This is a genomic window from Pseudomonas sp. O39 (assembly GCF_045447295.1).
Lineage (GTDB): Bacteria > Pseudomonadota > Gammaproteobacteria > Pseudomonadales > Pseudomonadaceae > Aquipseudomonas > Aquipseudomonas antarctica_A.
On record NZ_JBJGXV010000027.1, the window covers coordinates 62,929 to 86,239 of the forward strand.

Annotated in this window: 17 protein-coding genes and 1 pseudogene; 11 read left to right on the forward strand and 7 right to left on the reverse strand. The window is 60.7% G+C overall.

Annotated elements, in window-relative coordinates:
- The first annotated feature begins 9 nt into the window (after window positions 1–9).
- Genes ACI77D_RS25670 through ACI77D_RS25705 form a run of 8 tightly spaced genes read left to right on the forward strand, consistent with a single transcriptional unit; the run spans window position 10 to window position 10,737 of the window.
- Window positions 10–2,001 carry an exopolysaccharide transport family protein gene (locus tag ACI77D_RS25670; protein ID WP_259762779.1) on the forward strand — a complete coding sequence of 664 codons (1,992 nt, stop codon included), beginning with the start codon at window positions 10–12 and terminating at the stop codon, window positions 1,999–2,001.
- Window positions 2,001–3,191, forward strand: coding sequence for a glycosyltransferase (locus ACI77D_RS25675; protein ID WP_407017724.1), 1,191 nt, complete (start codon window positions 2,001–2,003; stop codon window positions 3,189–3,191). Before ACI77D_RS25670 ends, ACI77D_RS25675 begins: the two co-directional genes overlap by 1 nt.
- Window positions 3,181–4,509, forward strand: a complete 1,329-nt coding sequence (locus ACI77D_RS25680; RefSeq protein WP_407017725.1) for a beta-xylosidase — start codon at window positions 3,181–3,183, stop codon at window positions 4,507–4,509. The genes ACI77D_RS25675 and ACI77D_RS25680 overlap by 11 nt, the downstream gene beginning before the upstream one ends.
- 8 nt (window positions 4,510–4,517) lie before the next feature.
- Window positions 4,518–5,735, forward strand: a complete 1,218-nt coding sequence (locus ACI77D_RS25685) for a glycosyltransferase family 4 protein (RefSeq protein WP_407017726.1) — start codon at window positions 4,518–4,520, stop codon at window positions 5,733–5,735.
- A complete protein-coding gene (locus ACI77D_RS25690; protein WP_262667481.1) occupies window positions 5,726–6,829 on the forward strand; it encodes a glycosyltransferase family 1 protein in 1,104 nt (367 codons plus the stop codon). The genes ACI77D_RS25685 and ACI77D_RS25690 overlap by 10 nt, the downstream gene beginning before the upstream one ends.
- The gene (locus tag ACI77D_RS25695; RefSeq protein ID WP_064451718.1) at window positions 6,826–8,259 is read left to right on the forward strand and encodes an O-antigen ligase; all 1,434 of its coding nucleotides are present in this window, start codon (window positions 6,826–6,828) and stop codon (window positions 8,257–8,259) included. The genes ACI77D_RS25690 and ACI77D_RS25695 overlap by 4 nt, the downstream gene beginning before the upstream one ends.
- A 2-nt stretch (window positions 8,260–8,261) precedes the next feature.
- The gene (murJ, locus tag ACI77D_RS25700) at window positions 8,262–9,671 is read left to right on the forward strand and encodes a murein biosynthesis integral membrane protein MurJ (protein WP_221294370.1); all 1,410 of its coding nucleotides are present in this window, start codon (window positions 8,262–8,264) and stop codon (window positions 9,669–9,671) included.
- 43 nt (window positions 9,672–9,714) lie between these two features.
- Window positions 9,715–10,737 carry an acyltransferase family protein gene (locus tag ACI77D_RS25705; RefSeq protein ID WP_221294369.1) on the forward strand — a complete coding sequence of 341 codons (1,023 nt, stop codon included), beginning with the start codon at window positions 9,715–9,717 and terminating at the stop codon, window positions 10,735–10,737.
- A gap of 120 nt (window positions 10,738–10,857) precedes the next feature.
- Here ACI77D_RS25705 and ACI77D_RS25710 read toward each other — a convergent pair whose 3' ends face one another.
- The 4 genes from ACI77D_RS25710 to ACI77D_RS25725 all read right to left on the reverse strand — a co-directional run bounded on the left by ACI77D_RS25710 (window position 10,858) and on the right by ACI77D_RS25725 (window position 15,260).
- Window positions 10,858–11,442 (reverse strand): DUF4174 domain-containing protein, encoded by a 585-nt coding sequence (locus tag ACI77D_RS25710; protein WP_407017727.1) that lies wholly within the window; start codon window positions 11,440–11,442, stop codon window positions 10,858–10,860.
- A gap of 164 nt (window positions 11,443–11,606) precedes the next feature.
- Window positions 11,607–12,239, reverse strand: coding sequence for a glutathione S-transferase N-terminal domain-containing protein (locus tag ACI77D_RS25715; protein WP_064451714.1), 633 nt, complete (start codon window positions 12,237–12,239; stop codon window positions 11,607–11,609).
- Between the two features lie 13 nt (window positions 12,240–12,252).
- A complete protein-coding gene (locus tag ACI77D_RS25720) occupies window positions 12,253–12,831 on the reverse strand; it encodes a GNAT family N-acetyltransferase (protein ID WP_064451713.1) in 579 nt (192 codons plus the stop codon).
- A 71-nt stretch (window positions 12,832–12,902) separates the two neighbouring features.
- The gene (locus ACI77D_RS25725) at window positions 12,903–15,260 is read right to left on the reverse strand and encodes a DNA polymerase II (RefSeq protein ID WP_259762782.1); all 2,358 of its coding nucleotides are present in this window, start codon (window positions 15,258–15,260) and stop codon (window positions 12,903–12,905) included.
- A 217-nt stretch (window positions 15,261–15,477) separates the two neighbouring features.
- On the opposite strand from ACI77D_RS25725, the gene ACI77D_RS25730 reads away from it, so the two are divergent.
- The gene (locus tag ACI77D_RS25730) at window positions 15,478–17,712 is read left to right on the forward strand and encodes a TonB-dependent siderophore receptor (protein WP_221294366.1); all 2,235 of its coding nucleotides are present in this window, start codon (window positions 15,478–15,480) and stop codon (window positions 17,710–17,712) included.
- Window positions 17,713–17,888: 176 nt separating this feature from the next.
- On the opposite strand, the gene ACI77D_RS25735 is transcribed toward ACI77D_RS25730, so the two are convergent.
- Window positions 17,889–18,356, reverse strand: coding sequence for an SRPBCC family protein (locus ACI77D_RS25735; RefSeq protein ID WP_221294365.1), 468 nt, complete (start codon window positions 18,354–18,356; stop codon window positions 17,889–17,891).
- A gap of 99 nt (window positions 18,357–18,455) precedes the next feature.
- Here ACI77D_RS25735 and ACI77D_RS25740 point away from each other — a divergent pair, with 99 nt between their 5' ends.
- Window positions 18,456–18,857 carry a GFA family protein gene (locus tag ACI77D_RS25740; protein WP_064451709.1) on the forward strand — a complete coding sequence of 134 codons (402 nt, stop codon included), beginning with the start codon at window positions 18,456–18,458 and terminating at the stop codon, window positions 18,855–18,857.
- A 1-nt stretch (window position 18,858) separates the two neighbouring features.
- On the opposite strand, the gene mrdA is transcribed toward ACI77D_RS25740, so the two are convergent.
- On the reverse strand, window positions 18,859–20,751 hold the full coding sequence (gene mrdA, locus ACI77D_RS25745; RefSeq protein WP_064451708.1) for a penicillin-binding protein 2: 1,893 nt from the start codon (window positions 20,749–20,751) through the stop codon (window positions 18,859–18,861).
- 134 nt (window positions 20,752–20,885) lie between these two features.
- A complete protein-coding gene (locus ACI77D_RS25750; RefSeq protein WP_407017729.1) occupies window positions 20,886–22,301 on the reverse strand; it encodes an aldehyde dehydrogenase family protein in 1,416 nt (471 codons plus the stop codon).
- 102 nt (window positions 22,302–22,403) lie between these two features.
- On the opposite strand from ACI77D_RS25750, the pseudogene ACI77D_RS25755 reads away from it, so the two are divergent.
- Window positions 22,404–23,293, forward strand: a pseudogene (locus ACI77D_RS25755) (LysR substrate-binding domain-containing protein).
- Window positions 23,294–23,311: the final 18 nt, after the last annotated feature.

A 23,311-nucleotide genomic window follows, 5' to 3' on the forward strand; every position in this document is an offset into this window, starting at 1 on the left:
CGACATCCCATGATCGAGATCCGTTCTTTTCGTGATCTTCTGCGCCTGTTCTTCATCTTCCGGCAAGAGTTCAAACTGGCCGCCATCGCGGCGCTGGTGATCATCCTGCTGGGTGCATTTTTGCTGCCGGCCAAGTACGAATCCACCGCTCGCCTGCTGGTCAAGCCGGGGCGTGATTCAACCTTGCCGATCGAGATCAGCAACCGCCAGGCGCTGGTGATGCCCAGCACCCAGCGCGACCCGATTGTCGACGAGGAGCGCTTGCTGACCGGGCGCCCGATCGTGCGCACCGTCGCCGAGCATTATCTGGAACTTATCGAAAACGCGCCGCCACCCGAAGGCTTCTGGAAGCGCACCAAGCACTACGTCAAGGCCGGCGTGGGTGCGGTGTTCGATGGCATTCGCGTGGTACTCGAAACCGTAGGCATTGTGGAAAAAACCACGCCGGTGGAGCGCCTGGCCGCGAGCCTGGAAAAGAACTTTGAGGTCAGCCACGCCGCAGGTTCCACGGTGATGGATATCAGCTTCAGGTGGGGCGACCCGGAAATTGCCCAGGCCGTGGTCAAGGACTGGATCGAGACCTATATCACCGAACGTACCCAGGCGCTGGGTCGCAAGAGCCTGTACGCGTTCTATGAAGGCCAGGTGAACACCAGCGCCACCGAGATCAAGAGCTATAAAGAGCAGATCCTCAAGCACTTGAATGAGATCGGCGCGGCGAGCATCACCGATCGCCTGGAAGACTTGTCCGAACGCATCAACGTGCTGCGCGGCGAGACCTTCAACACCACCCGCCTGATCGCCTCGTCCGACAGTGCGCTGCAGAGCACACGCGATCAACTGAAATCCCAACCCAAGGAAGTCACCACCGTACGCCAGATCGCGCTGAACCCGCAGCAGCAGGATTTGCGTCGCCTGCTGAACCAGAAGCTGCTGGAAAAAGCCGACATGATGCGCACCTACACCGACAACGCGCCGCCGGTCAAAGCCCTGGATGCGTCGATTCGTGCGATGCAAGCCCAGGTCGCCAGTGAAAGCAACACGGTGCAATCCTCCGAAAACCGTGCGCCTAACACCCTGGAAATCCACCTGCAGCGCGTGCTGCTGGACGAGTCGAGCAACAACCTGGCGCTGCGCACCCAGCTTGTACAGCAGCAAAAACAACTGGTGAACCTCGAAGCCCAACGCAAAGATGCCATGGAGATCGAACCGGAACTGGCGCGTCTCGCGCGCGAGCTAAGCGCTACCGAACGCAACTACGCGCTGTACGTGGACAACCTGGAAAAATCACGCATCGACCGTGAACTGGACAAGAGCCAGATCAGCAATATTGCGGTGATCGAAGAAGCCACCCTGAACCCGGGCCGCATCTTCCCAAAAACCCTGGTGATGCTGCTACTGGCGATTCCGTTTGCCATCGTTGTCGGCTTGCTGGTGATTTACCTGTGCTACCTGCTGGACCAGCGTATTCACGACGGCGGCCTGGTGGAGCGCAAGTTCGGTCTGCCACTGTGGACCACGTTGCCGGAGCTGGACACGAGCACTGCGCAAAGTACCAACGCGTTCAATGCGAGTATTTACCGGCTGTATGGGTTACTGCAGTTGGACCGTATTGCCGAGCGAGGCATGACTCTGGGGCTGACCTCGGCACGTCATGGTGAAGGGGTGACCTTCGTGGTCGAGCAACTGCGCCAATTGCTGCAGGAAAACGGCATTGCCGTGCGGGTCGGCGGCGTGGAACCTGCTGCACCTGGCGAACTGGTGCTGCTGGATGCCTCAGCGCTGCTGGATAACCGCGATGCCTTTATCAACCTGCGCCGTGCCGACTTGATCGCCTTGGTGGTGGAAGCGCAGAAAAGCACGGTGCCGGTGGTGGAACACGCCCTGTCGATCCTCAACACAGCGTTCGGCAAGGTGGATGGCATCATCATCAACCGACGCAAATTTGAAGTGCCGGCCAAGGTGCTTAAAACGATCGCCAAGTACCGGGGAGCGTTCTGATGCGCATCGCCTTGCTTGCGCCTTTGCCACCGGAAAAAAATGGGATCGCCGACTATGCGAACCATTTCAAGACGGCATTGGAACAGCTGGGCGTGACGGTGGCGACACCGTTGAGCGGCGCGGAAGGCACTACCGAAGCAATCAAGCAGGCTATCGCCGCATTCGACTGGCACAGCGTGGACCTGGTCCACGCCGAACTGGGTGGCGGCCGGCTTGGGGAGTTCCTGGCCCTGCGCGAGTTGCGCAAGGCTTACCCCAGGCTGCCGCTGACCGCCACCGTGCATGATCCGGAACGCATGGTGTGGCGGCGCGAGCACCTGCCCTTCCCGCTGAACCTGCTGCAACGTTTGCCCAGCCCATTGCCGCAGGCGGCCGTGGTGCTGGCCGATCCAATCACCTTGCGCGAAGAACGCCATGTTGCCCAAGGCCTGACGCGGCTGATTACCCTCACCCGCCTCGGCGCCGATTGCCTGAGCCAGCGTATGCACCTGCCGGCTGGCAAAGTGGCAGTTATCAACCACGCCAACCTGGCAATTGCACCGGTGCCCTTGCCGCCCCTGGACACTTTGCACCTGCTGTATTTCGGCTTTATCTACCGTGGCAAAGGCATTGAAGACCTGTTGCAGGCCCTGGCCGATGTCTTCAAGCACGCCCCCGAATTGCGTGACCGTGTGCGCCTGACCCTGGCCGGTGGCACGGCCGCCGAAATGGCGTTTGGCGCGTGCGGCAACTACCTGGAGCAGTTGAACAGCCAGATCGCCGAACTCGGCCTGGCGGGCTCCATCGACTGGCGGCTGAACTTGCCGGCCAGCGAGATTGCCCAAACCATCCAGGCGCACCATGTGATGGTGCTGCCGTACCGCGAGTCGAAGAAGCTCGGCCTGCTCGGGCGCCAACGCGGCACCAGCGGCGCACTGTCCTGGGCCGCCGCATGTGGGCGCGGGGCTATTACGTCGGATGCGCGGGCGTTTGCCGAAGAAGTCGCCAGCGGCAATGGCGCGATCTATCCCCAAGGCGATGTGACAGCGTTGAGCGAACAACTCTTGCGCCTGGCGCGCGCACCGACATTGGCGCGCGAATGGGCCGAGCGTGCCGGGGAAATTGGGCGTGAACGCCTGTGGCCGTTGACCGCGCAGAAGTTCAAGCTACTTTTCGAGCAGGCGATTGCGGGAGCCCCTTATGGCGCGTAAACGGGCTTATCTCGCTATCCTCGCGGTGGTTGCCGCACTCGGCCTGACTGCCTTTATGTGGGGGCGCCAGGCCGACGCCGAGAACCATGTCCTCAAGGGCAACAAGGTGGTGGTGTGGAAGGACTTCCTGGGGGTGAACGCGCAGTTCCTTTGGTTCAGCCCCACGCTGTATCAGTTGCAGATCGACCGCCTCAAGGCCTTGGGCCTGCAATGGGTACGCCTGGATTTGCATTGGGATCAACTGGAACCAGCAGAGGGCCAGTATCAGATCGCAACCCTTGATCAGTTGGTGGGCAACCTGCAAGCCAACCAGCTCAAATCGGTGTTCTACCTGGTGGGCTCGGCGCCCTTCATCACCACCGCACCAGCCGGCGCGCCGTATCAGGACCAGTATCCGCCCAAGGACCCGAACGTCTTCGCCAACCGCATGGCACTGCTGTCGCAACGCTACCCCAGCGTGGATGCCTGGCAGGTCTGGAATGAGCCCAACTTGCTGGGGTTTTGGCGCCCGGCAGCTGACCCGGCAGGCTACGCCAGCCTGTTGACCGCCACCGCCGCGGCATTGCGAACTGTTGATGCGAACAAACCCGTGGTGGCTGCCGGCATGGCGTTCTTCAGCGAAATGCCCAACGGCCAGACCATGCTCGCGGCCCTCGGCGCGCTGGGTGTGACGAGCTTGAACACGGTCATTTCCTATCACCCTTACACCCAACTGCCCGAAGGCAACGACCCGGCGAACCTGGACTTTATCGCCAAGACCACCGCGCTCAACCAGACCCTGCGTGCCGGCGGTGTAAAAACCCTGTGGAGCACCGAATGGGGCTGGTCGACCTACCCAGGGCCGAAAGACGCCCAGGACCTCATTACCTTGCAGGGCCAGGCCGATTACGTGGTGCGCCGCGTGGCGCTGATGAGCGCGATGGATTTCGACAAGATCTTCCTGTTCACCCTGAGCGACCTGGATCAACGCGCCAGCGTGCGCGACCAGTCTTACGGTTTACTCGACATCGACGCCAACCCCAAGCCGGTCTACACCGCCTTGAAGAATTTCCTCGACGTGAGTGGGCCACAACTCACGCCCGGCGACCCGCCCACTGCCGACCAATTGCCCGACGGCCTGTTCAGCATCGGCTGGACCCGCGCCGATGGCCACAAGCTGTGGTTTTTCTGGTCGGCCCAGGGCGGTAACGCACACTTGCCCAACCTCACCAGCGCCACCCTGTACGACCCGTTGCGCGGCACGCAAACGCCGGTGAGTGGCACGAATGGGCTGACCGTTCCGGTCAAGTCGAACCTGCAAATTCTGTTATGGGATTGAAGCCCGCCATGCGCATTTTATGGATCCTGCCCTACTCGCCCTGGCCCGCTACCAGCGGCGGCAAGACGCGCCAGTTCCACCTGCTGCGCAGCCTGGCCGCGCGTGGGCATCGGATCACCTTGCTGCTGCATGACAAGCACCCGGTGTCGCTGACTGACCGCCAGGTGCTGGAAGCCTTCCTCGAGCAATTGATCGTACTGCCACGCCGCCCGCTGCGCAGCCTGAAAACCCTGGTGGCCGGGCTGTTTGCGCCCTACCCGCTGCTGGCCAGTGTGAATGGCTTGTCGGGCGCGCTGCAGGACACTTTCAATCAATTGCTCAAAGAGCACTGGGACGTGGTGCAGATCGAGCACACGTATGCCTTCCAGCCTTATGAAGACGCCCTGGCACGCAAATCCCAGCCTTTCGTGCTGACGGAGCACAATGTTGAATCGGCGCTGGGCGCGGCCACTTACGATCGCCTGCCGCGGTGGGCGCTGCCGTTCATTCGCTACGATCAATGGCGCTACGCGCGCTGGGAACGCCGCGTGATGCGCCAGGCCGCGCAGGTAGTGGCGGTCACCGAAAGCGATGCACAGGTGCTGGCCAGGATCGCCGGCAAACCGGTGCCGGTAGTCGTCAATGGCGTGGACTGTGATCACTTTGCCGCCGCTCACCCCGACCCATCGGCGCGCCGAGTGTTGTTCCTCGGCAACTATGAATATGCGCCCAATGTGGATGCCATCGAATGGGCCCTGGATGAAATCCTGCCCAGGGTCTGGGAGCTCTGCCCGGATGCGCGCATGAGTGTGTGCGGTTTCGGCATGCCCGACAGTTGGCGTGAACGCTGGAAGGACCCGCGTATCGAGTGGCAAGGGTTTGTGCCGAACCTGTTGAACCTGCAGTCGAGCTGTTCGGTGTTTCTGGCGCCCTTGCGCCATGGCGGCGGTTCCAAATTGAAAGTGCTGGAAGCGCTGGCCGCCGGGTTGCCTTTGGCGAGCACCGAACAAGGCGTGTCGGGCCTGGATCTGGTGGAGGGCCTGGATTACCTCGGCGGGCAAACCGCCGAAAGCCTGGCGGACGCCGTGGTACGCCTGCTGCAATTTCCCGAAGCCGCCACGCCGATGGGTGAAGCGGGCCGTGCGTATGTGCGCCGGGCCCATGACTGGAGTGTCGCCGCCAGCCAACTGGAGCAGGTGTATGCAAGCCTGTCGCCGCTCAGTCAAAAGGAACCCGCATGCGTGTAGGCCTGGATTACCGCACCGTCGGCACCTCACCGCAATCGGGGATCAGTCGCCAGGTGTACGCGCTGGAAAATGCCCTGCGCACGCTGCCGGATGTCGAGCTTGAACGGTTCACCGTCGCCCCCCTGGGCGATGAAACCCGCTTGCAGGCCCACTGCCCGACCTGGGGCTGCGCGAAGACAGCCATGCACCAACCGCAGAATCGCCTGCGGTTCGAGGCTGGTTTTCTGCCACGCGCGTTACGTGAGCAGCACATCGACCTGTACATCAGCACGTTCAATATGGGCCTTCCGCTCCCCCCCAAGCCGAAGGGTTTGCGTACCGTGGTGCTGTTGCATGACCTGTTCCAGATCACCCTGAACAACTACCACGCCAACCGTTTGAAGGCGCTGATCTACAAGACCAGCGATCGACTCTCGATCGCCTATGCAGTGCACAGCGCCGATCGGGTATGGACGCCCTCGCAGTACAGCGCCGATGAAACCGCGCGGCTGTTTCCCAAGGCGGCGGGCAAGATTCGCGTATTGCCTAATCAAGTGGAGGGTTTTGTCGAACTGGCTGCGGACCTGTCGGCGCACCAGTTACCGGAACATTACTGGCTGCTGGTCGGCACCCGTGAGTTGCGCAAGAACGTGCCGTTTCTGGTGGACGCCTGGCAGCAGGCACGTCGCCTGTCTCCCGCCGTACCCGAGTTGGTGCTGATAGGCAGCCTCGAACATCTGCCCGAAGCCCAGCGCAGCCTGCCGGGTATTCGCGCCCTGAGTGGTGTGTCAGATGCACAATTGCACGGGCTGTACCGCAAGGCCTCGCGCCTGTGGCAGCCGTCCTATGCTGAAGGTTTTGGCTTACCGGTCATTGAAGCCCTCAGCGTCGGCACGCCGGTGGCGGTGGCCAGCGGCACGTCGCTGGATGAAATCACGCCGCCTTCGGCCCCGCGCTTTTCGCCCAGCGACGCACCCGCGCTGGTGCAATTGATGGTCGAGCTGGTGGGGCGCCCTACCGAAGATTCTCCCGAACAACGCAAGCTGTGGGCACAACGTTTCAACCACCAGGCTTATCGTCGACGTCTGGCCGAACTGATCGAGGAATTGAAATGAGACTCCCCCTGGCAAGCCTCGTCGCCATCCTCTTGGGCCTGTTGTTCGGCGCACTCGCCTTGATGCTGTCACCGGCCAAGGCCTTCCTCGCCGTGATCGGTCTGGCGGCTGCAGTAACCATCCTGCGCTTCCCGTTCTGGGGCTTGTTGCTGTTCGCCGGGGTCGCGACCTTTATGCCGTATTCGACCGTCAACCTGGGCATTCGCAGTACGGTGAGCGAAGCCGTACTCGCGCTGACCTGGGGGGCGGTGGTGTGGCACAGTTTTCTGTCGCGCGTGCCTGATACACCCCGCCTGTCACGGCGCCCCACCGACCAGGCGCTGTTGTGGCTGATGCTGTTCAGCGTGTTCCCGTTTATCGTCGGCCAGGTCAGCATCCACGCCGACAGCAGCGGCACGGCCAACTGGCTGCGCTGGTTGCTGAACCTCTCGGGCGTGTTCCTTTGCGCCAAGTTGCTGACCGGCTACAAGCAACGCGAATCGCTGGTGATCGCCCTGCTGCTGGGCACGCTGACGATGCTGGTGCTGTCGATTGCAGTGTTTGTGCGCACCCGCTCGGGGGCGGGCATTGCGCCGATCCTGGCGGTGTTCAATTACGGCAACTTCGACATGTTGAAATTCGGCCTGGAGGCGATGGCGTCGCGCATGGGCTCGCCGTGGATGCACCCGAACGCCATCGGCGGGATCATGGCGCTGCTGCTGCCCCTGGCGTTCTGCTATGGCATGACCGAACAAGGCTGGAAGCGCGCGCTGGGCCTGGGCGTGGCGTGCCTGGGCGCTGCGGCCTTGCTGCTGGCGAGTAGCCGTGGCGCGATGGTCAGCCTGGCGCTGGTGCTGATGTGGATGGCGACACGCCGTGTGCCGTACACCGGGCGTCTGTTGATGATCGGCGCCGCGCTGACGGTGGCGCTGGTGATGGCTTATCCACCGTTACAGGACCGCCTGGCGACGATCTTTTCGTCGGACAACGCCAGTACCGAAGTGCGCGTCGATGAGTACCGCATGTTCCCGCAGGCGGTGGCGGCGTATCCGTTCGGCATTGGCTTCAAGGTCGACCCACCGGTGCCGGGCACTCTGTTGCTGGGGATCTCCAACCTGTGGCTGAACCTCATCTATAAGATCGGCATTGTCGGCATGCTGCTGTTTGTCGCCGTCACCGTGCGCTGGTGGCGTGAGGCGCGCCCGGAAAAAGGCCCGATCCGCCTGACCAAGGACAACGCGCTGTGGCTGGGCAGCACTGCCGGGATTCTCTCGGCGCTGGTCAGCGGTTTGTTTGACCACTACTTCAGCTTTGCGGTGGTGATGGTGGCGCTGTTCTGGCTGATGGTGGGCCTCAATGTGCTGGAGGCGCGCCGACTGTTTCCGGCACGCCTGCCGCAGCTCAAGACCGTGGCTTATCGCAAGCCGATCCTTGACGGCGCGCGGCCTTAACCATGCTCGGTTCTGCCGTCTGGCTGACGCTTGCGACCTTGCTTGGCCTGTGCCTCGGGTTTGCCCGCGAGTGGTTGCTGGTTGCCGCCTGGGGCGCGGGCGAACGCAGCGATGCGTTCCTGATCGCACTGTTTTTGCCCGAGGCGTTGCGCATGTCGCTGGCCGGTGGCGTATTGAGCGCCGCCGCGCTGCCGCTGTACTTGGAACGCAAGGACGCTGAACGCCTGGATTGGCTGGCGGTGCTGTTCCCGGCGCTGATGCTGATCGCGCTGGTCACCAGCCTGTTGCTGACGCTGTTGGCGCCATGGCTGGTGCAATTACTCGGGCCAGGGTTGGCGGCCAGCGCGACGGCGCTTGCCGGTAGCAACTTACAGATCGTGGCCTGGTGCGTGCCGGGGTTGATGCTGCATGCACTGTTCAGTATTCCGTTGCAGGCCAGTGAGCGGTTTGTGCTGGCGGGCCTGGGTTCGCTGCTGTTCAACCTGCCGCCGGTGACGTACCTCGCCCTGGCGGGCACCGCGACTCAACCGCACACACTCGCCTTGGCGTGTGTGGCCGGGAGTCTGTTGATGCCACTGGCACTGCTGCCGTCGATCTGGCGTCAGGGCTGGCGGCCGTGGCGCTGGCAGTTGTCGTTCACGCCGTTGCGGGAACTGGGCCAACGCATCGGGCCGCTGCTGTTAAGCAATGGTGCCAGCCAGGGGTTGGCGTTGATCGAGCGCCTGGTGGCGTCGCTGCTCGGCGAAGGCGCCGTGACGTGGGTCAACCTCGCCCGCAAGCTCATGAACCTGCCGCTGATTGCACTGATGAGCCTCAACCAAGTGTTGCTGGGCATGATGAGCCGACGCCAGGGCGATGAGCGCCTGGCCTTGCTCAAACGCGGCCTGGAAACCGCCAGCGTGCTCACGTTGCCTGCCGGCGTCGGCCTGGTGGCCGCAGCACCCAGCCTGGTGGCGTTGTTGCTGCCCAAGCAATCGGCCGACTCGCCGTTGCCGCTGCTGCTGGCGTGGTTTGCCGTGCCGCTCGTATTCGGTGCGTGGAACGCGTTGCTGGCGCGTTATGCCTATGCCGCCGGCGACACGCGCCAGCCGTTGCGTTGCGAGTTGCTGGGTAGCCTGGTCAATGTGCTGTTGCTCGGCGCCCTGCCCTTGGTGTTTGGCCTGGCGGGTATTCCATTGGCCGCCTTGGCGGGCGTGATTTGCACCGCATTGCTGCTGATGCAGCGACAGTCGTTGCTCGGCGCCCTGCCCTGGGCGCGGCAATGGCTGCTCAGTGCAGGGCTGATGAGCCTGGCAGCGCTGATATTGTTTCGAATTCAAGGCGTGTGGCTGCAACTGGGGCTGAGTACCCTGGCCGGCGCCGTGGTGTTGTTGAGTATGGGGCTATGGCTGAAGCCGTGGCGCAAGGCATGAAAGAGGAATTGGGGGTGGTCACTTGAAACATCGTTGGATTCAGATGGATATTGCCAAAGGCATCGGCATCCTGATGATCGTGTATGGCCACAGCTGGTTTGTCGCTAACTCGCCGGACGTGCTGTATCCGATCATCGCCTCGTTTATATTGCCGTTGTTCTTTTTCCTGTCCGGGGTGTTCTTCAAGCCCGAGCAACCTTTTGTGGAAATGGCGATACGCAAGGCCGACGGCCTGCTCAAGCCGTTTTTCTTCACCATGCTGGTGTACGTGATCGTGCGCGCGGTGTTGCGCGGGCAACCGCTGCTGCCGGATATCGGCGGTGTGCTGTACGCCTCGGTGGACACCATTCCGTGGCAGGCCCTGTGGTTTCTGCCGCATTTCTGGGTGGCGATTCTGTTCAGTTGGTTGATGCTGCGACTGATCCAGCGTCTGAAACTGTCACTGCCGGTGAGCTGCCTGCTGATAGTGGTGCAACTGTTAATCGGTATTTGGGTATTGCCGTGGTTCTGGCAAATACCGGTGACCGTCGGTGGGCACACCTGGACGCTGCCCGGCCTCCCGTTCAGCCTTGAAGTCACCTTGATCAGCAGCACCTATTTCATCTACGGCTACCTGTTGCGCGACTGGCTGCGCAGGCATGAGGGCTCGCTGCTGACGGTGGTGATTGCGGTGGCATTGTTCGCCGCAGTGTTCCTCTACAGCCACGCCACCATGGACCTGGCACAACGGCGCTACGACCACTGGTTGTGGACCAGCCTGCTGGCGGTGATCGGCGTGTACGCGTGCTGGGCATTGGCGCGGGTGCTGATGGTGTCGGCCGTCATCACGCGGGCGATGACGTATATCGGCCAGTCGACCCTGATCCTGTTGATCTTCCATGGGGAAATCCAGCACAAGACCGTCGACCTGATGGAGCGCCTGGGTCTGCATCCCTTCCTGGCCGCATGCCTGGGCCTGGTGGTGGCGGTGGTCGTGCCGTTGCTGATCGGGGAAGTGATCAAGCGAGTGGCGTTCTTGCGGTTTTTCTACTTTCCGTTTCCGGTGCGTAAAGCCCCAAAAACTTGAAAAGGCTGCGACACACTTGCAGCAGCGGACTTGCCCGCGATAGCGATGGGTCATTCAAAGGTGTATTGACTGACACTGCGTCATCGCGGGCAAGCCCGCTCCCACAGGGGTTAGGTATTTTCAATCATCCAGTTGTTGCGCGGCAGGCTTGTTGCCGGGTTTTGCGGGCTTGGCCGCTTTGGCGCCCTTGGCTGGAGCAGCTGCGGCAGGCTCCGGCTCGGCAGGCGCGGCAAGGTCTTTTTCAGCCTGCGGCATCTGGTCGATGGCGCTGAAAAACGCCTTCAGATCGAGGGTATCCGGTGGCACGGTTTTCTCGACTTTCTTCTCGCCGTCCTTCCCCACCAGGATCACTTTGGTGCCGCTGCCGGCGCCCAACTTGAGGGCGCGGATCAACGCGTTGGTTTCAGGCGGCGTGAGCTTTTTGTTGTCCTTTGCGTCCTTGGCGAACTTCTCCCCTTCGGCACCGATACTGCCGAACTTGACGGTGTAGAGGACCATGCTGCGCTCTTCAAAGGACTGCTTGTTGGTAGGCTCGTCCAGCTGTTTCTTGAGGGTGGCCAGCGTTTCGTTGCCGGAATCCAGCTCCACCACTACCAGCGGGCGGGACTTGCCCAAGTCCTGCTTGAGCGGGTTGATATCATCCGCGGCCAACAGCGGCCCCGTAAAAGCCATCAAGGTAGCCAGGGTCAGCGACCGGATGAGCATGCGCACCTCCTTTGAATTCCATGCAGGGTTCTTGAGTTTCATGTCTGCGACAGTCAAATTCAAGGATGATTCCTACACCACGTTAAGAAGCGTAGGTCAGGACGCCCGCTACGCAAGGGGTTGGGTGGGGGCAACGGTCATTGTTTCTTCTGATTGCGGAAACATTACGAGACGTCCCATTCCGGCCAATGTCGCGCAAAGACGGGCGCCACGATGGGGTCGGTGTCCACCTGCACCAGTGTCTGGGCAAAGCCTGGCGCCAAGTTGCCCAACACCTCGCGCGCCTCGTCCCAGCGCGACACCGCTGCGGCCATGATGCCCAGTGCATTCGGCACGGCGTTCGGGGCGAACAACTGGTCGGCAAACTGTTCGGCGAAGACCACCCACGCATGATGCAGATAGCGACGCGTACCGGTGATCAATTGCGCCTGCACCGCTTCATCCGCATTGCCCAGCCAGCGCTGCGGATAGTCGATGATGCCGATTGCCGAGTAGCAATTGGCAGCGATGTACAGCAGGCCACGCAGGATCTGCGCGCGGTTGCCGGCCAGCAGGTCGGAAGCGGGAAACTCCAGGCCCAGGTGGATCAGGATGGCGGCGCTTTCGGTCAGCACCTGCCCATCGGGGGTGACCAGGGTCGGTATCTGTTTGAGCGGGTTGATCCGTGCAAGGGCTTCGCTGCCCTCGCTGTAGTCCCAGGAACTGGCGTCGATCCGTCGCCACGGCACCGCGCAACGCTGCAAGGCGATTTCGATCATGCAGGAGCCGGATTCATCAATGCCGTAGAGCGTGTACATGAGTGCTTCCTCCTTATCGCAGCAGCTTGGCCTGCAAATTGGCCTTCACCTGCGACCATTCCGAATCGATGATGCTGAAGCGCACCGAGTTGCGCTTGCGCCCGTCGGGCATGATGCGTTCGTGGCGCACAATGCCTTCTTGCACGGCACCCAGACGCAGGATGGCGGCGCGGGATTTTTCGTTGAGTTCATCCGTGGTGAACTGCACCCGCACACACTCCAGCACTTCGAAGGCGTAGGTCAGCAGCAGCAATTTGGATTCGGTGTTGACCGAGGTTTTTTGCGTCGATTGCGCCAAGAAGGTATGGCCGATCTCGAGCTTGCGGTTAACCCGGTCGACCTTCCAGAAGCGTGTACTGCCGAGCACCTGGCCGCCGTCGCGACGCACAATGGCGAACGGGATCATGGTGCCGGCCTCACGCCCGGCGATGGCGAGGTCGATGTACTTGGCGACGGTTTCGGGGCCCGGCACGTGGGTAACGTTGAGGTTCCAAAGCTCGCCGTCGGCGGCAGCCTCGACCAGTGCAGCCGCATGTTCACGTTGCAGGGGTTGAAGTTCGACCGTAGTGCCGGTCAGAGTGATCTGGTTCATGGAGAGGCGCGCCGTCCGAGGGGTCTTTAGAGGCCAAGAGTGCAGGCTCTCACGGCCTCCAGGCAAGCGTTTTAGAACAGGCCCATTTGCCCGCCGACCAAGGTGCCGAAATCATCATTCACGAACGGCAGGATCGCATCGGCCACCGGCTGCAATTGACGGGTAACGTAGTGGTCGTAGTCGATGGGTGCCTGCCGCACCTCCAGCGGTTCCGGGCCGTTGACGCTGATCACGTAGCTGATCCAGCCACCCCGCTGGTACTGACGTGGGCGCCCAAGACGGTCGTTGTATTCATCCGCCAGGCGCGCAGCGCGCACATGAGGCGGGACATTGCGCTCGTAGTCATCCAGTTGACGCCGCAGGCGTTTGCGGTAGATCAGCAGGTCGTCGAGTTCGCCGCTCAACGTTCGACGCACATAGTCGCGCACATAGTCTTGATGGGGCTGGCGATGGAAGATGCGCTGGTAGAGTTCCTGCTGGAATTGCCGGGCCAGGGGCGACCAGTCGCTGCGCACGGTTTCCAGGCCTTTGTAGACCATTTCTTCGCTGCCATCGGCGCGCACGACCAAGCCGGCGTAACGCTTTTTACTGCCCTCCTCCGCGCCGCGAATGGTCGGCATGAGGAAGCGGCTGAAGTGGGTTTCGTATTGCAGTTCCAGGGCACTTTGCAGGCCGAACTCATTGAGCAAATGCGCACGCCACCACGCATTGACGTACTGCACCAATTCCTGGCCGATACGGCTGGCGTCCTCTTGGGAATGGGCGCCGCCCAGCCAAACGAAAGTGGAGTCGGTATCGCCGTAGATCACCTCATAACCCCTGGCCTCAACCAGCTCCCGTGTCTGGCGCATGATCTGGTGACCACGCAGGGTGATTGAGGACGCCAGCCGGGTGTCGAAGAACCGACAGCCGCTGGAACCGAGTACGCCATAGAACGCGTTCATGATGATTTTCAGGGCTTGGGACAGTGGCGCGTTGTGTTCGCGCTTGGCCACTTCGCGCCCTTCGGAAACGCGTGCAACGATGGACGGCAAACAGTGCCGGCTACGCGAGAAACGCGCACCGCGAAAGCCTTCCACCGATTCGCTGTCATCGGGGTGCTTGAGGCCCTCAATCAGACCGACCGGGTCAATCAGGAAACTGCGGATGATCGACGGGTAGAGGCTTTTGTAATCCAGCACCAGCACCGATTCGTAGAGGCCGGGCCGCGAGTCCATGACAAACCCGCCGGGGCTGGCCTGGGGTGGTTTGTCGCCAAGGTTCGGTGCGACAAAGCCCTGGCGGTGCATCAATGGCATGTACAGATGGGTGAACGCGGCGACGGAGCCGCCGTTGCGGTCGGCCGGCAGCCCGGTGACGCTGGCCCGTTCCAGCAGGAACTTGAGCAGCTCGGTCTTCTCGAAAATCCGCGTGACCAACTCGCAGTCCTTGAGGTTGTAGCGCGCCAGGGCGGGCTTGTCCTCGGCGAACATGCGGTTGATTTCATCCATGCGCTGGTAAGGCGTGGAGATGTCCTTGCCTTCGCCAAGCAGGGTTTGCGCGACGTTTTCAAGGCTGAAGGATTCGAAACTCCAGGTAGCCGAACGCAGGGCTTCGATGCCGTCGATAATCAGGCGCCCCGCGGCTGCCGCAAAATAGTGATTGCGGCTGCCATGTTCGCGCCAGGCCATGGCTTCACCGCCACGGCCCAGCAGCAAGGGCACGTTGAGGCGCTGGGCATGTTCGTGGAGTACACGCAGGTCGAACTGCACCACATTCCAGCCGATGATCGCGTCGGGGTCATGGGTGGCGAGCCACGCGTTGAGGCGTTCGAGCAATTGGCCGCGGGTGTTGCAGTAGTCGAGCTTGAAGTCGACGGCATCGGTCTTGTTCGGCGGACCGAGCATGTATACCTGGCGCTCGCCGCAGCCTTCGAGGGCAATGGAATACAGCTCGCCCTGGGCAGTGGTCTCGATGTCCAAAGACACCAGTTTCAGCGGCGGACGGTACTCGGGCGCGGGTTTCATGTGTGCGTCGAGCAGCGTGCCATTCACGTCCGGTGTACCACCGAACCACACCGGGGCGGTGATGAAGCGCTCCATCATGTAGCGCTCGGGCGGGCGCACGTCGCCTTCGTATACATCAACTCCCGCAGCGCGCAGGCGTTTTTCCAGGTCCATCATTTGGCGGTGCTGGCGGGTGTAGAGGCCCAGGACCTGTCGATGGTGGAAATCGCACAGCTGCAACGGGCGCAACTCGATATCGCGCTCGCCCTTGAGCAGCCAATCCAGATGCTTGCGATGGGCCTCGGGGATAAACATGACCGAGGTTTGCATGGGGAGGCGGATGCACCGCGGCCCGAGGTCCGTGGCCAGCCAGAAACTGACCTCCGTGCCCGCCGGGGTGTCGCGCCAATGCCGGGTCAGGACAAAACCCTGCTGTAAATCCACCGTACCGCACCTCAGGAATCGCTTTCAGGGCGTGATTCTACTCGGCATCCGGCCAAACGCGGCACGTTAACGCGCGCCCAGACTGCAATCCCACAAATTTGTTGCAGAATATTAATAACAATCACTATCATTTGCACCGGAGTCGTATCCGCGCAGCGAGGAAGCGCAACGTTGTTGCCCTTTTCCTCACATTGACGGTTCGCCGTCAGGATCGACCATGCCCACTTGCAGCCGACTTTCTGTACCGTTTCGCCCGACCCTGCTCGCCCTTTGCTGTTCTCTGAGCCTCACCGCTCATGCTGCATCCCCAGTCACCCCGCAGGATGCGAACAACCGTCAGGACGGCAACACACTGGAATTGGGCGCCACCAACATCAATGCCGAGGCGCCTGCGCCGAACGCCCTGCCCCCGGTTTACGCTGGCGGCCAGGTTGCACGCGGTGGCCAATTGGGAGTGCTGGGCAACCAGGACATCATGGATGTGCCGTTCAGCATGTCCTCCTATACCGAGAAATTGATTCGCGACCAGCAAGCGCAAACCGTCGGCGATGTGTTGCTCAATGATGCGTCGGTGCGCCAGGCATCGGGCTACGCAAACCAGGCCCAGGCTTTCGTGATTCGCGGCTTGCCACTCAATGGCGACGATATTTCGTTCAACGGCTTGTACGGCATCCTGCCGCGCCAGATCATGTCCACCGACGCCCTGGAACGGGTTGAAGTGTTCAAGGGCCCCAATGCCTTTATCAACGGTGTCACGCCCGGCGGCTCAGGCATTGGCGGCGGCGTAAACCTGCAACCCAAGCGCGCCGATGATCTGCCGCTGCGCCGTTTCAGCACGGATATCAGCAGTGATGGGCGGATGGGTGAACACCTCGACATCGGCCAGCGCTTTGGCGAGGACAACCGCTTTGGAGCCCGGGTGAACCTGTCCCAGCGTGAAGGCGATACTGCGATCGACGATGAGAACCAGCGTTCGAAGCTGTTCTCCGTCGGGCTGGATTACCGCGGTGATGCACTGCGTTTGTCGGGCGACTTTGTTTATCAGAAGCAGCAAGTCAATGGCGGCCGCAATACGGTGTTGCTCGGCAATGGGCTGACCCATATCCCGAACGCCCCGTCCGCCGACACCAACTACGCGCCGAACTGGGGCACCACCAGCCTTGAAGATACCTTCGGCATGTTGCGTGGCGAGTACGACCTCAACGACAACTGGACCGCCTATGTCGCTGGCGGCGCCAAGCACACCAACGAGATCGGGCGTTACTCGTCAGTTACCCTGAACGACGCATTGGGTAATGCCACCGTCAGTGGTTCGAACATCGCTCACCAGGAAGACAACACCAGCCTGATGGCCGGCCTGAACGGCAAGTTCCAGACAGGATCTGTCAGCCACAAATTGAACCTGGGCTTGACCGGCATCTGGACCCAGGCACGCAACGCGTTTGACTTTGCCTCCGGCAGCCAGGCGACCAACCTCTATAATCCAGCCGACGTGGCCGCGCCGGCCAAGGGCGGCTACACCGCCGGCAGTGACCTGAACGACCCTGGCATCACCGCCAAGACATTCGCTCGCAGCGCGGCAGTGTCAGACACCTTGGGGTTCATGGATGACCGCTTGCTGTTCACTGCCGGTCTGCGCCGCCAGGAACTGGTGGTTCAGGGCTATGCATACGGCACAGGCACGCGCACCGCCAACTACGCCAAGGGCATCACCACGCCGGTGTATGGCCTGGTATTCAAACCCTGGGACCACGTTTCGTTCTATGCCAACCACATCGAGGGCCTGGCTTCCGGGCCGACTGCACCGACCACGTTCGGCAACGCCACCGTGACCAACGCCAACCAGACCTTTGCACCGGCTCGTTCGAAACAGACCGAGGCCGGCGTCAAGCTTGATATGGGCACGTACGGGGCGACCTTGGGTGTCTACCGAATCGAGCAACCGACTCAGGGCTACTCTCAACTGAACGCAGATCAAAGCGCGACCTTTGTGTTCCAGGGCGAGCAAGTCAACAAGGGCGTAGAACTGAGCGTCTTCGGTGAACCGGTCAGCGGCCTGCGCCTGCTGGGCGGCGCGACCGTTATTCACACTGAAGTCAACGGCACGCAAAACGGCGCCAACGACGGCAACCGTGCCATCGGCGTGCCGACGTTCCAGCTCAACGCCGGCGTGGACTGGGATGTGCCCGGCCTGCAAGGCGTGACCGTGAACGGACGTATGTTGCGCACCGGCGGCCAGTACGCCGATGCGGCCAACAACCTGAGCCTGCCGACCTGGAACCGCTTCGACGTGGGGGCTCGCTACAACTTCAAGGTGGCACAGCGCGATGTGACGGTGGGCGCCACCGTGGAAAACGTGGCGAATACCAAGTATTGGGAGTCGGCGTTGGGCGGCTATCTGACCCAGGGTGATCCGCGAGTAGCCAAGTTGTCGGCGACGGTTGATTTCTAAAACCGTTACAACCGGGTGGGCCAGCGGATTGGCGCATCGCTGACCCACCACCCGATACAGGTGCAATTGATGACTACCCACATCGACCTGAAAAAAAACCGGTCACCCGGCCAATCACCACGGTTCTCGAAGACTGATTGCAACGAAGGCGGGCATCCTCGGGATGCCCGTTTGGGTCAGGCGCGACGGGCCTGGCCGAGATAGGTTTCGATGTTGCTCATTTGCTCATCCCAGCCACGGGAATTCATCTTGAACGCTTTCTGGCGTCGAGCCTCGGGCACCGCGTCAAAGCCTGATTCGACCACCCGCAGCAGGATGCCGGGCGCGCGATCCTCGATGGTGAATTCGACCAGGGTCGGCGTTTCCTTGTCGTAGTGCACGTCCTTCTCCACCGCGTAAGGATGCCACCAGAAAGAGAACAGGGTTTGTGGCAGGACGCGTTCGATCCTGGCCTTCCACACGACATGTTCGTAGCCAGGGTAGGTTATCGGCGCCTCAATGGTTTCCCCAGCGGCAAAGGTTTTACCCTTGAGGGCGATGCCGAACCAGCTGCCGAACTGCTCGGCATCGGTGAGTGCTTCCCAGACCTGTTTGCGTGACGCGTTGAGCAGGACCTTTCGTTCGATGCGATCTAATACGTGCATAAGTCACCTCCTCCATTGACAGTAGGCGACATCGACCAATGCGCAAACTTGGGTTGTGCGCGATGATGATGACCCTATCCTTGATCCGACAATACGTTTATGACTGACCCGTTGAATGGAAGTTGCTTCTGCAAAGCAGTGCGCTATCAAATTGACAGCCTGGATATGCCCATCAGCCACTGCCATTGCGACAGCTGCCGTAAGGTGCATGCAGCCGCTTTTGTGACCACAGCCGGGGTGATGCGTGAGCACTTTCGCTGGACGCAGGGTGAAGAACTGCTGTCGGCTTTTGAGTCATCGCCGGGCAAACTCAGGCATTTCTGCTCGCGCTGCGGCTCACACCTGGTGGCAGAGCGCGGGCATCAGCCCCATGTGATTGTGCGGGTGGCGACACTGGATGATGATCCGGGTGTCCGGCCCACCTCGCACATCTGGACAGCCCATGATGTGCCCTGGCTGGCTTATGAAAGCCTGGAACAATGGGACGAGTGGAAGGCCTGACTTAGACGTGCGGGTCACCTGGCGCTTTGGCCGGCGTCGCATATTGCGGCTTCAGGTGGCCTTCTTGATCGAGCAGCCAGGCATCCATGATTTGCCGCACCACAGGGCCTGCCACGCGGCCACCGGCCTCGCCGTTCTCAATCATCACCGAGATCACGATTTTCGGGTGTTCAGCCGGCGCGAAGCCAACGAACAGGGCGTTGTCACGATGGCGCTCAAGGGTCTTGTTACGGTTGTAGCGCTCACCTTGCTTGATTGCCACCACCTGCGCGGTACCACTCTTGCCGGCAATCCGGTATTGGGCGCCAAGCGCCGCCGCACGAGCGATACCACGCGGGTCGTGCATCACCAGTTGCATGCCGTGGTTGACCTGTTCCCAATCACGCGGATCTTTCAGAACCACGTTAGGCATCGGGTTTTCGTCCACGGGCGGCACGCCATTGATGGTCTTGGCCAAGTGCGGCCGGTTCCATACACCTTTGTTGGCGATCAACGCAGTGGCCTGCGCCAGCTGCAAAGGCGTGACCTGCATGTAACCCTGGCCAATGCCGAGGATTACGGTTTCGCCCGGGAACCAGGGTTGACGCCGTGTCGCACGCTTCCAGGCCTGGGAAGGCATCAAGCCGGCCGACTCTTCGAACATATCCAGTGAGACTTTTTGACCCAGACCGAATTCGGCCAGGTAGTCGTGCAGGCGGTCAATCCCCAGTTTGTGAGCCAGGTCGTAAAAGTAGGTGTCATTGGAGCGCATGATGGCCGCGTCCATGTCCACCCAGCCATCGCCGCTGTGGTTCCAGTTGCGGTATTTGTGGTCAAAATCGGGCAACTGGTAGTAACCGGGGTCGAACACTCGTGTTTGCGCGGTCACCACACCACTGTCTAGACCCGCGATGGCCACTTCCGGTTTGATCGTCGAACCGGGCGCGTAAAGCCCGCGCAGTACGCGGTTGAACAGCGGCCGGTCAATGGAGTCGTGCAGCGCAGCGTATTCCTTGAAGCTGATGCCGGTGACGAACAGGTTCGGGTCAAAGCTCGGCTTGCTGACCATGGCCAGCACTTCGCCGGTTTGCGGGTCAAGGGCGACGACCGAACCACGGCGATCGCCCAAGGCCTCTTCGGCGGCTTCCTGGAGTTTGACATCGAGGCTCAGGACGATGTTTTTGCCGGGGATCGGATCGGTGTGCTTGAGCACGCGTAATACGCGGCCCTGGGCATTGGTCTCGACCTCTTCATAGCCGACATGGCCGTGCAGTTCGGACTCGTAGAAGCGCTCGATACCGGTCTTGCCGATAGACTGGGTGCCACGGTACTCCACCGAATCGAGCGCCTTGGATTCTTTTTCATTGATCCGGCCGACGTAGCCAATCGAATGGGCGAAATGCGCACCCAGCGGATAATGACGCACGAATTGCGGCTCGACGTCGACACCGGGCAGGCGGAACTCGTTAACAGCCAATACGGCGATCTGTTCTTCGGTCAATTCGTAGAACAACGTAACGGGCACGAAAGGATGGCGGGCCTGCTTCAGCGCTTTGTCGAACACCGCGCGATCTTCTGCCGGCAAATGCAGCAGGTTGACGATGGCGTCCAATTCGCCCTTAAGGTCAGTGGTGCGCTCGCGAGTGATAATTAGGTTATAGCTGGGGCGGTTGTCAGCCAGAACCACGCCATTACGGTCATAAATCAGGCCGCGAGTTGGCGTAATCGGCAATACGTGGACGCGGTTGTTTTCAGAAATCGTCGAGTGGTAGTCGTACTGCACAACCTGCAGGAAATACATGCGCCCGACCAGGGCGCAAGTAATGCCAATTACCAACAGCGCGCAGGCGAACAAACGCTTGTTGACCAGGCGGTTTTCTTTTTCGTGATCCTTGATCGGTATCGGTTCAGGCATTTCTACAGCATCTCGTTGAAGAAGGTCGACGCCGCGTCCTGCGGATGACAGATCAATCCTTGTGAAAATGTGCTGCACCATACCAAAAATGCAGAAACACTTTGCATCGATTTCCCCAACGGCATGCTGTTTTGTCAGGAGAGGACAGATTTTGGCTCCAGAAAGGCCTCCAAACCGAAAGTGCCATACTCACGGCCGATGCCTGATTGTTTAAACCCACCAAAGGGTGCACGGGGCTCGTGGGCCAGGGTGTTGATTAACACGCGACCGGCATCGATGCGAGCAGCCAACGCGTGAGCCCTCGGTAGATCGGATGACAGAATGTAAGCCTGGAGACCGTAGGGCGTGTCATTGGCAATCGCCAGCGCGTCCTCCTCGTCGCTGTAAGTGATGATCGATAGGACAGGACCGAAAATCTCCTCACGGGCAATGGTCATCTGGTTTGTGACACGACTGAATACGGTGGGCCTGACAAACCAGCCGGCACCGAGGTCATCAGGCAAACCAAGACCGCCCGCCAGTAAATGCGCGCCCTCTTCGATGCCGATCTGAATATATCGCTGAACCCGCTGCCACTGCTTGAGACTGACCATCGGGCCGATACTCGTGTCGCTGTCATTGGGGTCGCCCGCTCGGATAGCGACCATTTCCTCGACGATCAGCGCTTCTATTTCAGCCACGCGGTGGGCCGGCACAAGCATGCGGGTACCGGCAATACACGCCTGGCCACTGTTCATGAATCCGGCTTGAAGTGCCATGGGTATGGCCTTTTTCAGATCGGCATCATCGAGTATCAATACCGGCGACTTACCACCCAACTCCAGTGTGATGCGCTTCAGCGTTTGCGCCCCAGCCATCAGGATCTGTTTGCCTACAGCGGTAGAGCCAGTGAATGAGACTTTGGCAATGTCGGGGTGCGCACTCAGCACGGTTCCTACGGTTTCACCACGCCCGGTGACAATATTGAATACACCGGGTGGCAAGCCTGCCTCGTGCAGAGCACGCGTGACAATAGATGTCTGGATGGCGCTCATTTCACTCGGCTTGATCACTGTTGTACAACCGGCCGCCAATGCTGCGGCCAGCTTGCCGCAGATGAAGCCGGCGTTACTGTTCCAAGGGGTGATGAGCCCGGCAACACCCAGTGGCTGCATCGTCACATCAGCGATGCCGATGCGTCGCGTGAAGTCGTAGTCAGCAAGCACGGCCGCCGCGTCCAGAAGCACACTTGCTGCATGCTTGGCCATCCACCGTGCACGGGATACCGGGGCGCCGTACTCCTCGATGATGGCACCTGTAAGTTCCGTCTCTATGGCTGCGACCGCGGCATGCATACACTTCAGATAATCGACACGCGCGGATTTTGTCGTGCGTGAAAACTCGGGAAATGCCTGTTTTGCGGCGCTGACCGCGTTGTTTGCATCTTGCTCATCAGCCAGGCGAACCTGACCAATACGCTGGGCGGTCGCTGGGTTGAACAGGTCAAAAAGCTCTTCGCCGTGGGGCGTAATAAATTGGCCATTGATGTAGATCTGGTCGACCTGATGCATGGAGCCTCCGAGGGCACTCAGTTGGTATGCCTTACGGTAAGCCACTATGATTGACCTGATAATTCGCACAACGCCGCATGACTTGATGAGCGATCCAGGACAATGAACACATCCGGACTGAATGAACTGGAAGCGGTGCTGGCCGTTGCGCGACATCGCAGTTTCAGGGCAGCGGCGACCGAGCTGAATGTATCGACATCAGCGCTCAGCCACTCAATCGCCACACTTGAAGCGCGGATGGGCGTTCGACTGTTTCATCGTACGACGCGAAGTGTGTCGCTGACAGAAATAGGGACAGAGTTTGTCAGCACGATCACACCCGCCCTTTCGACTATCCGTGTGGCGCTTGAACAAGCGGGCAATAGTCAGCGGCGCCGAGTGGCACATTACGGCTTAATACTTCAGCAGGTGCCGCCAAGCAGGTAATGCCGCTGCTGCTGGAGTACATGCGGCGTTATCCGCTGATGAAAGTGGATATCGTCACTGAAGGTCGGCTGGTGGATATTGTGGCTCAAGGGTTTGACGCGGGCATTCGTCTTGGCGATAGCGTTCCACAAGACATGATCGCGATTGATATCAGCCCGCCTCAGAGGTTTGCCGTATTGGGTAGCCCAGCCTACTTTGCCAGGCACCCTGCCCCTTTGAACCCTTTGGATCTAAGCGCTCATGAATGTATCCGTAGCCGGATGCCAAGTGGCTCAATCTATCGCTGGGAGTTTGAGCGCCACGGCGAAACCATTGCAGTTGACGTACGAGGCGCGCTGACACTTGATAATCCAACGTTGATGCTTCAGGCAGCCAGAGCTGGAATGGGATTGACGTATCTAACGGAATGGAATGCCTCTGTAGACCTGGCGAAGGGGACGTTGGTGCGGGCGCTCGAAGAATGGACACCCCCTTTCGACGCTTTACGCCTCTACTACTCGGGAAGACGCCATATACCGGCCGGTCTGAGAGCACTAATTGAGCTGATCAAGCAGCAAGGATTTTAGGAAAAGCCGTAGCGCTTC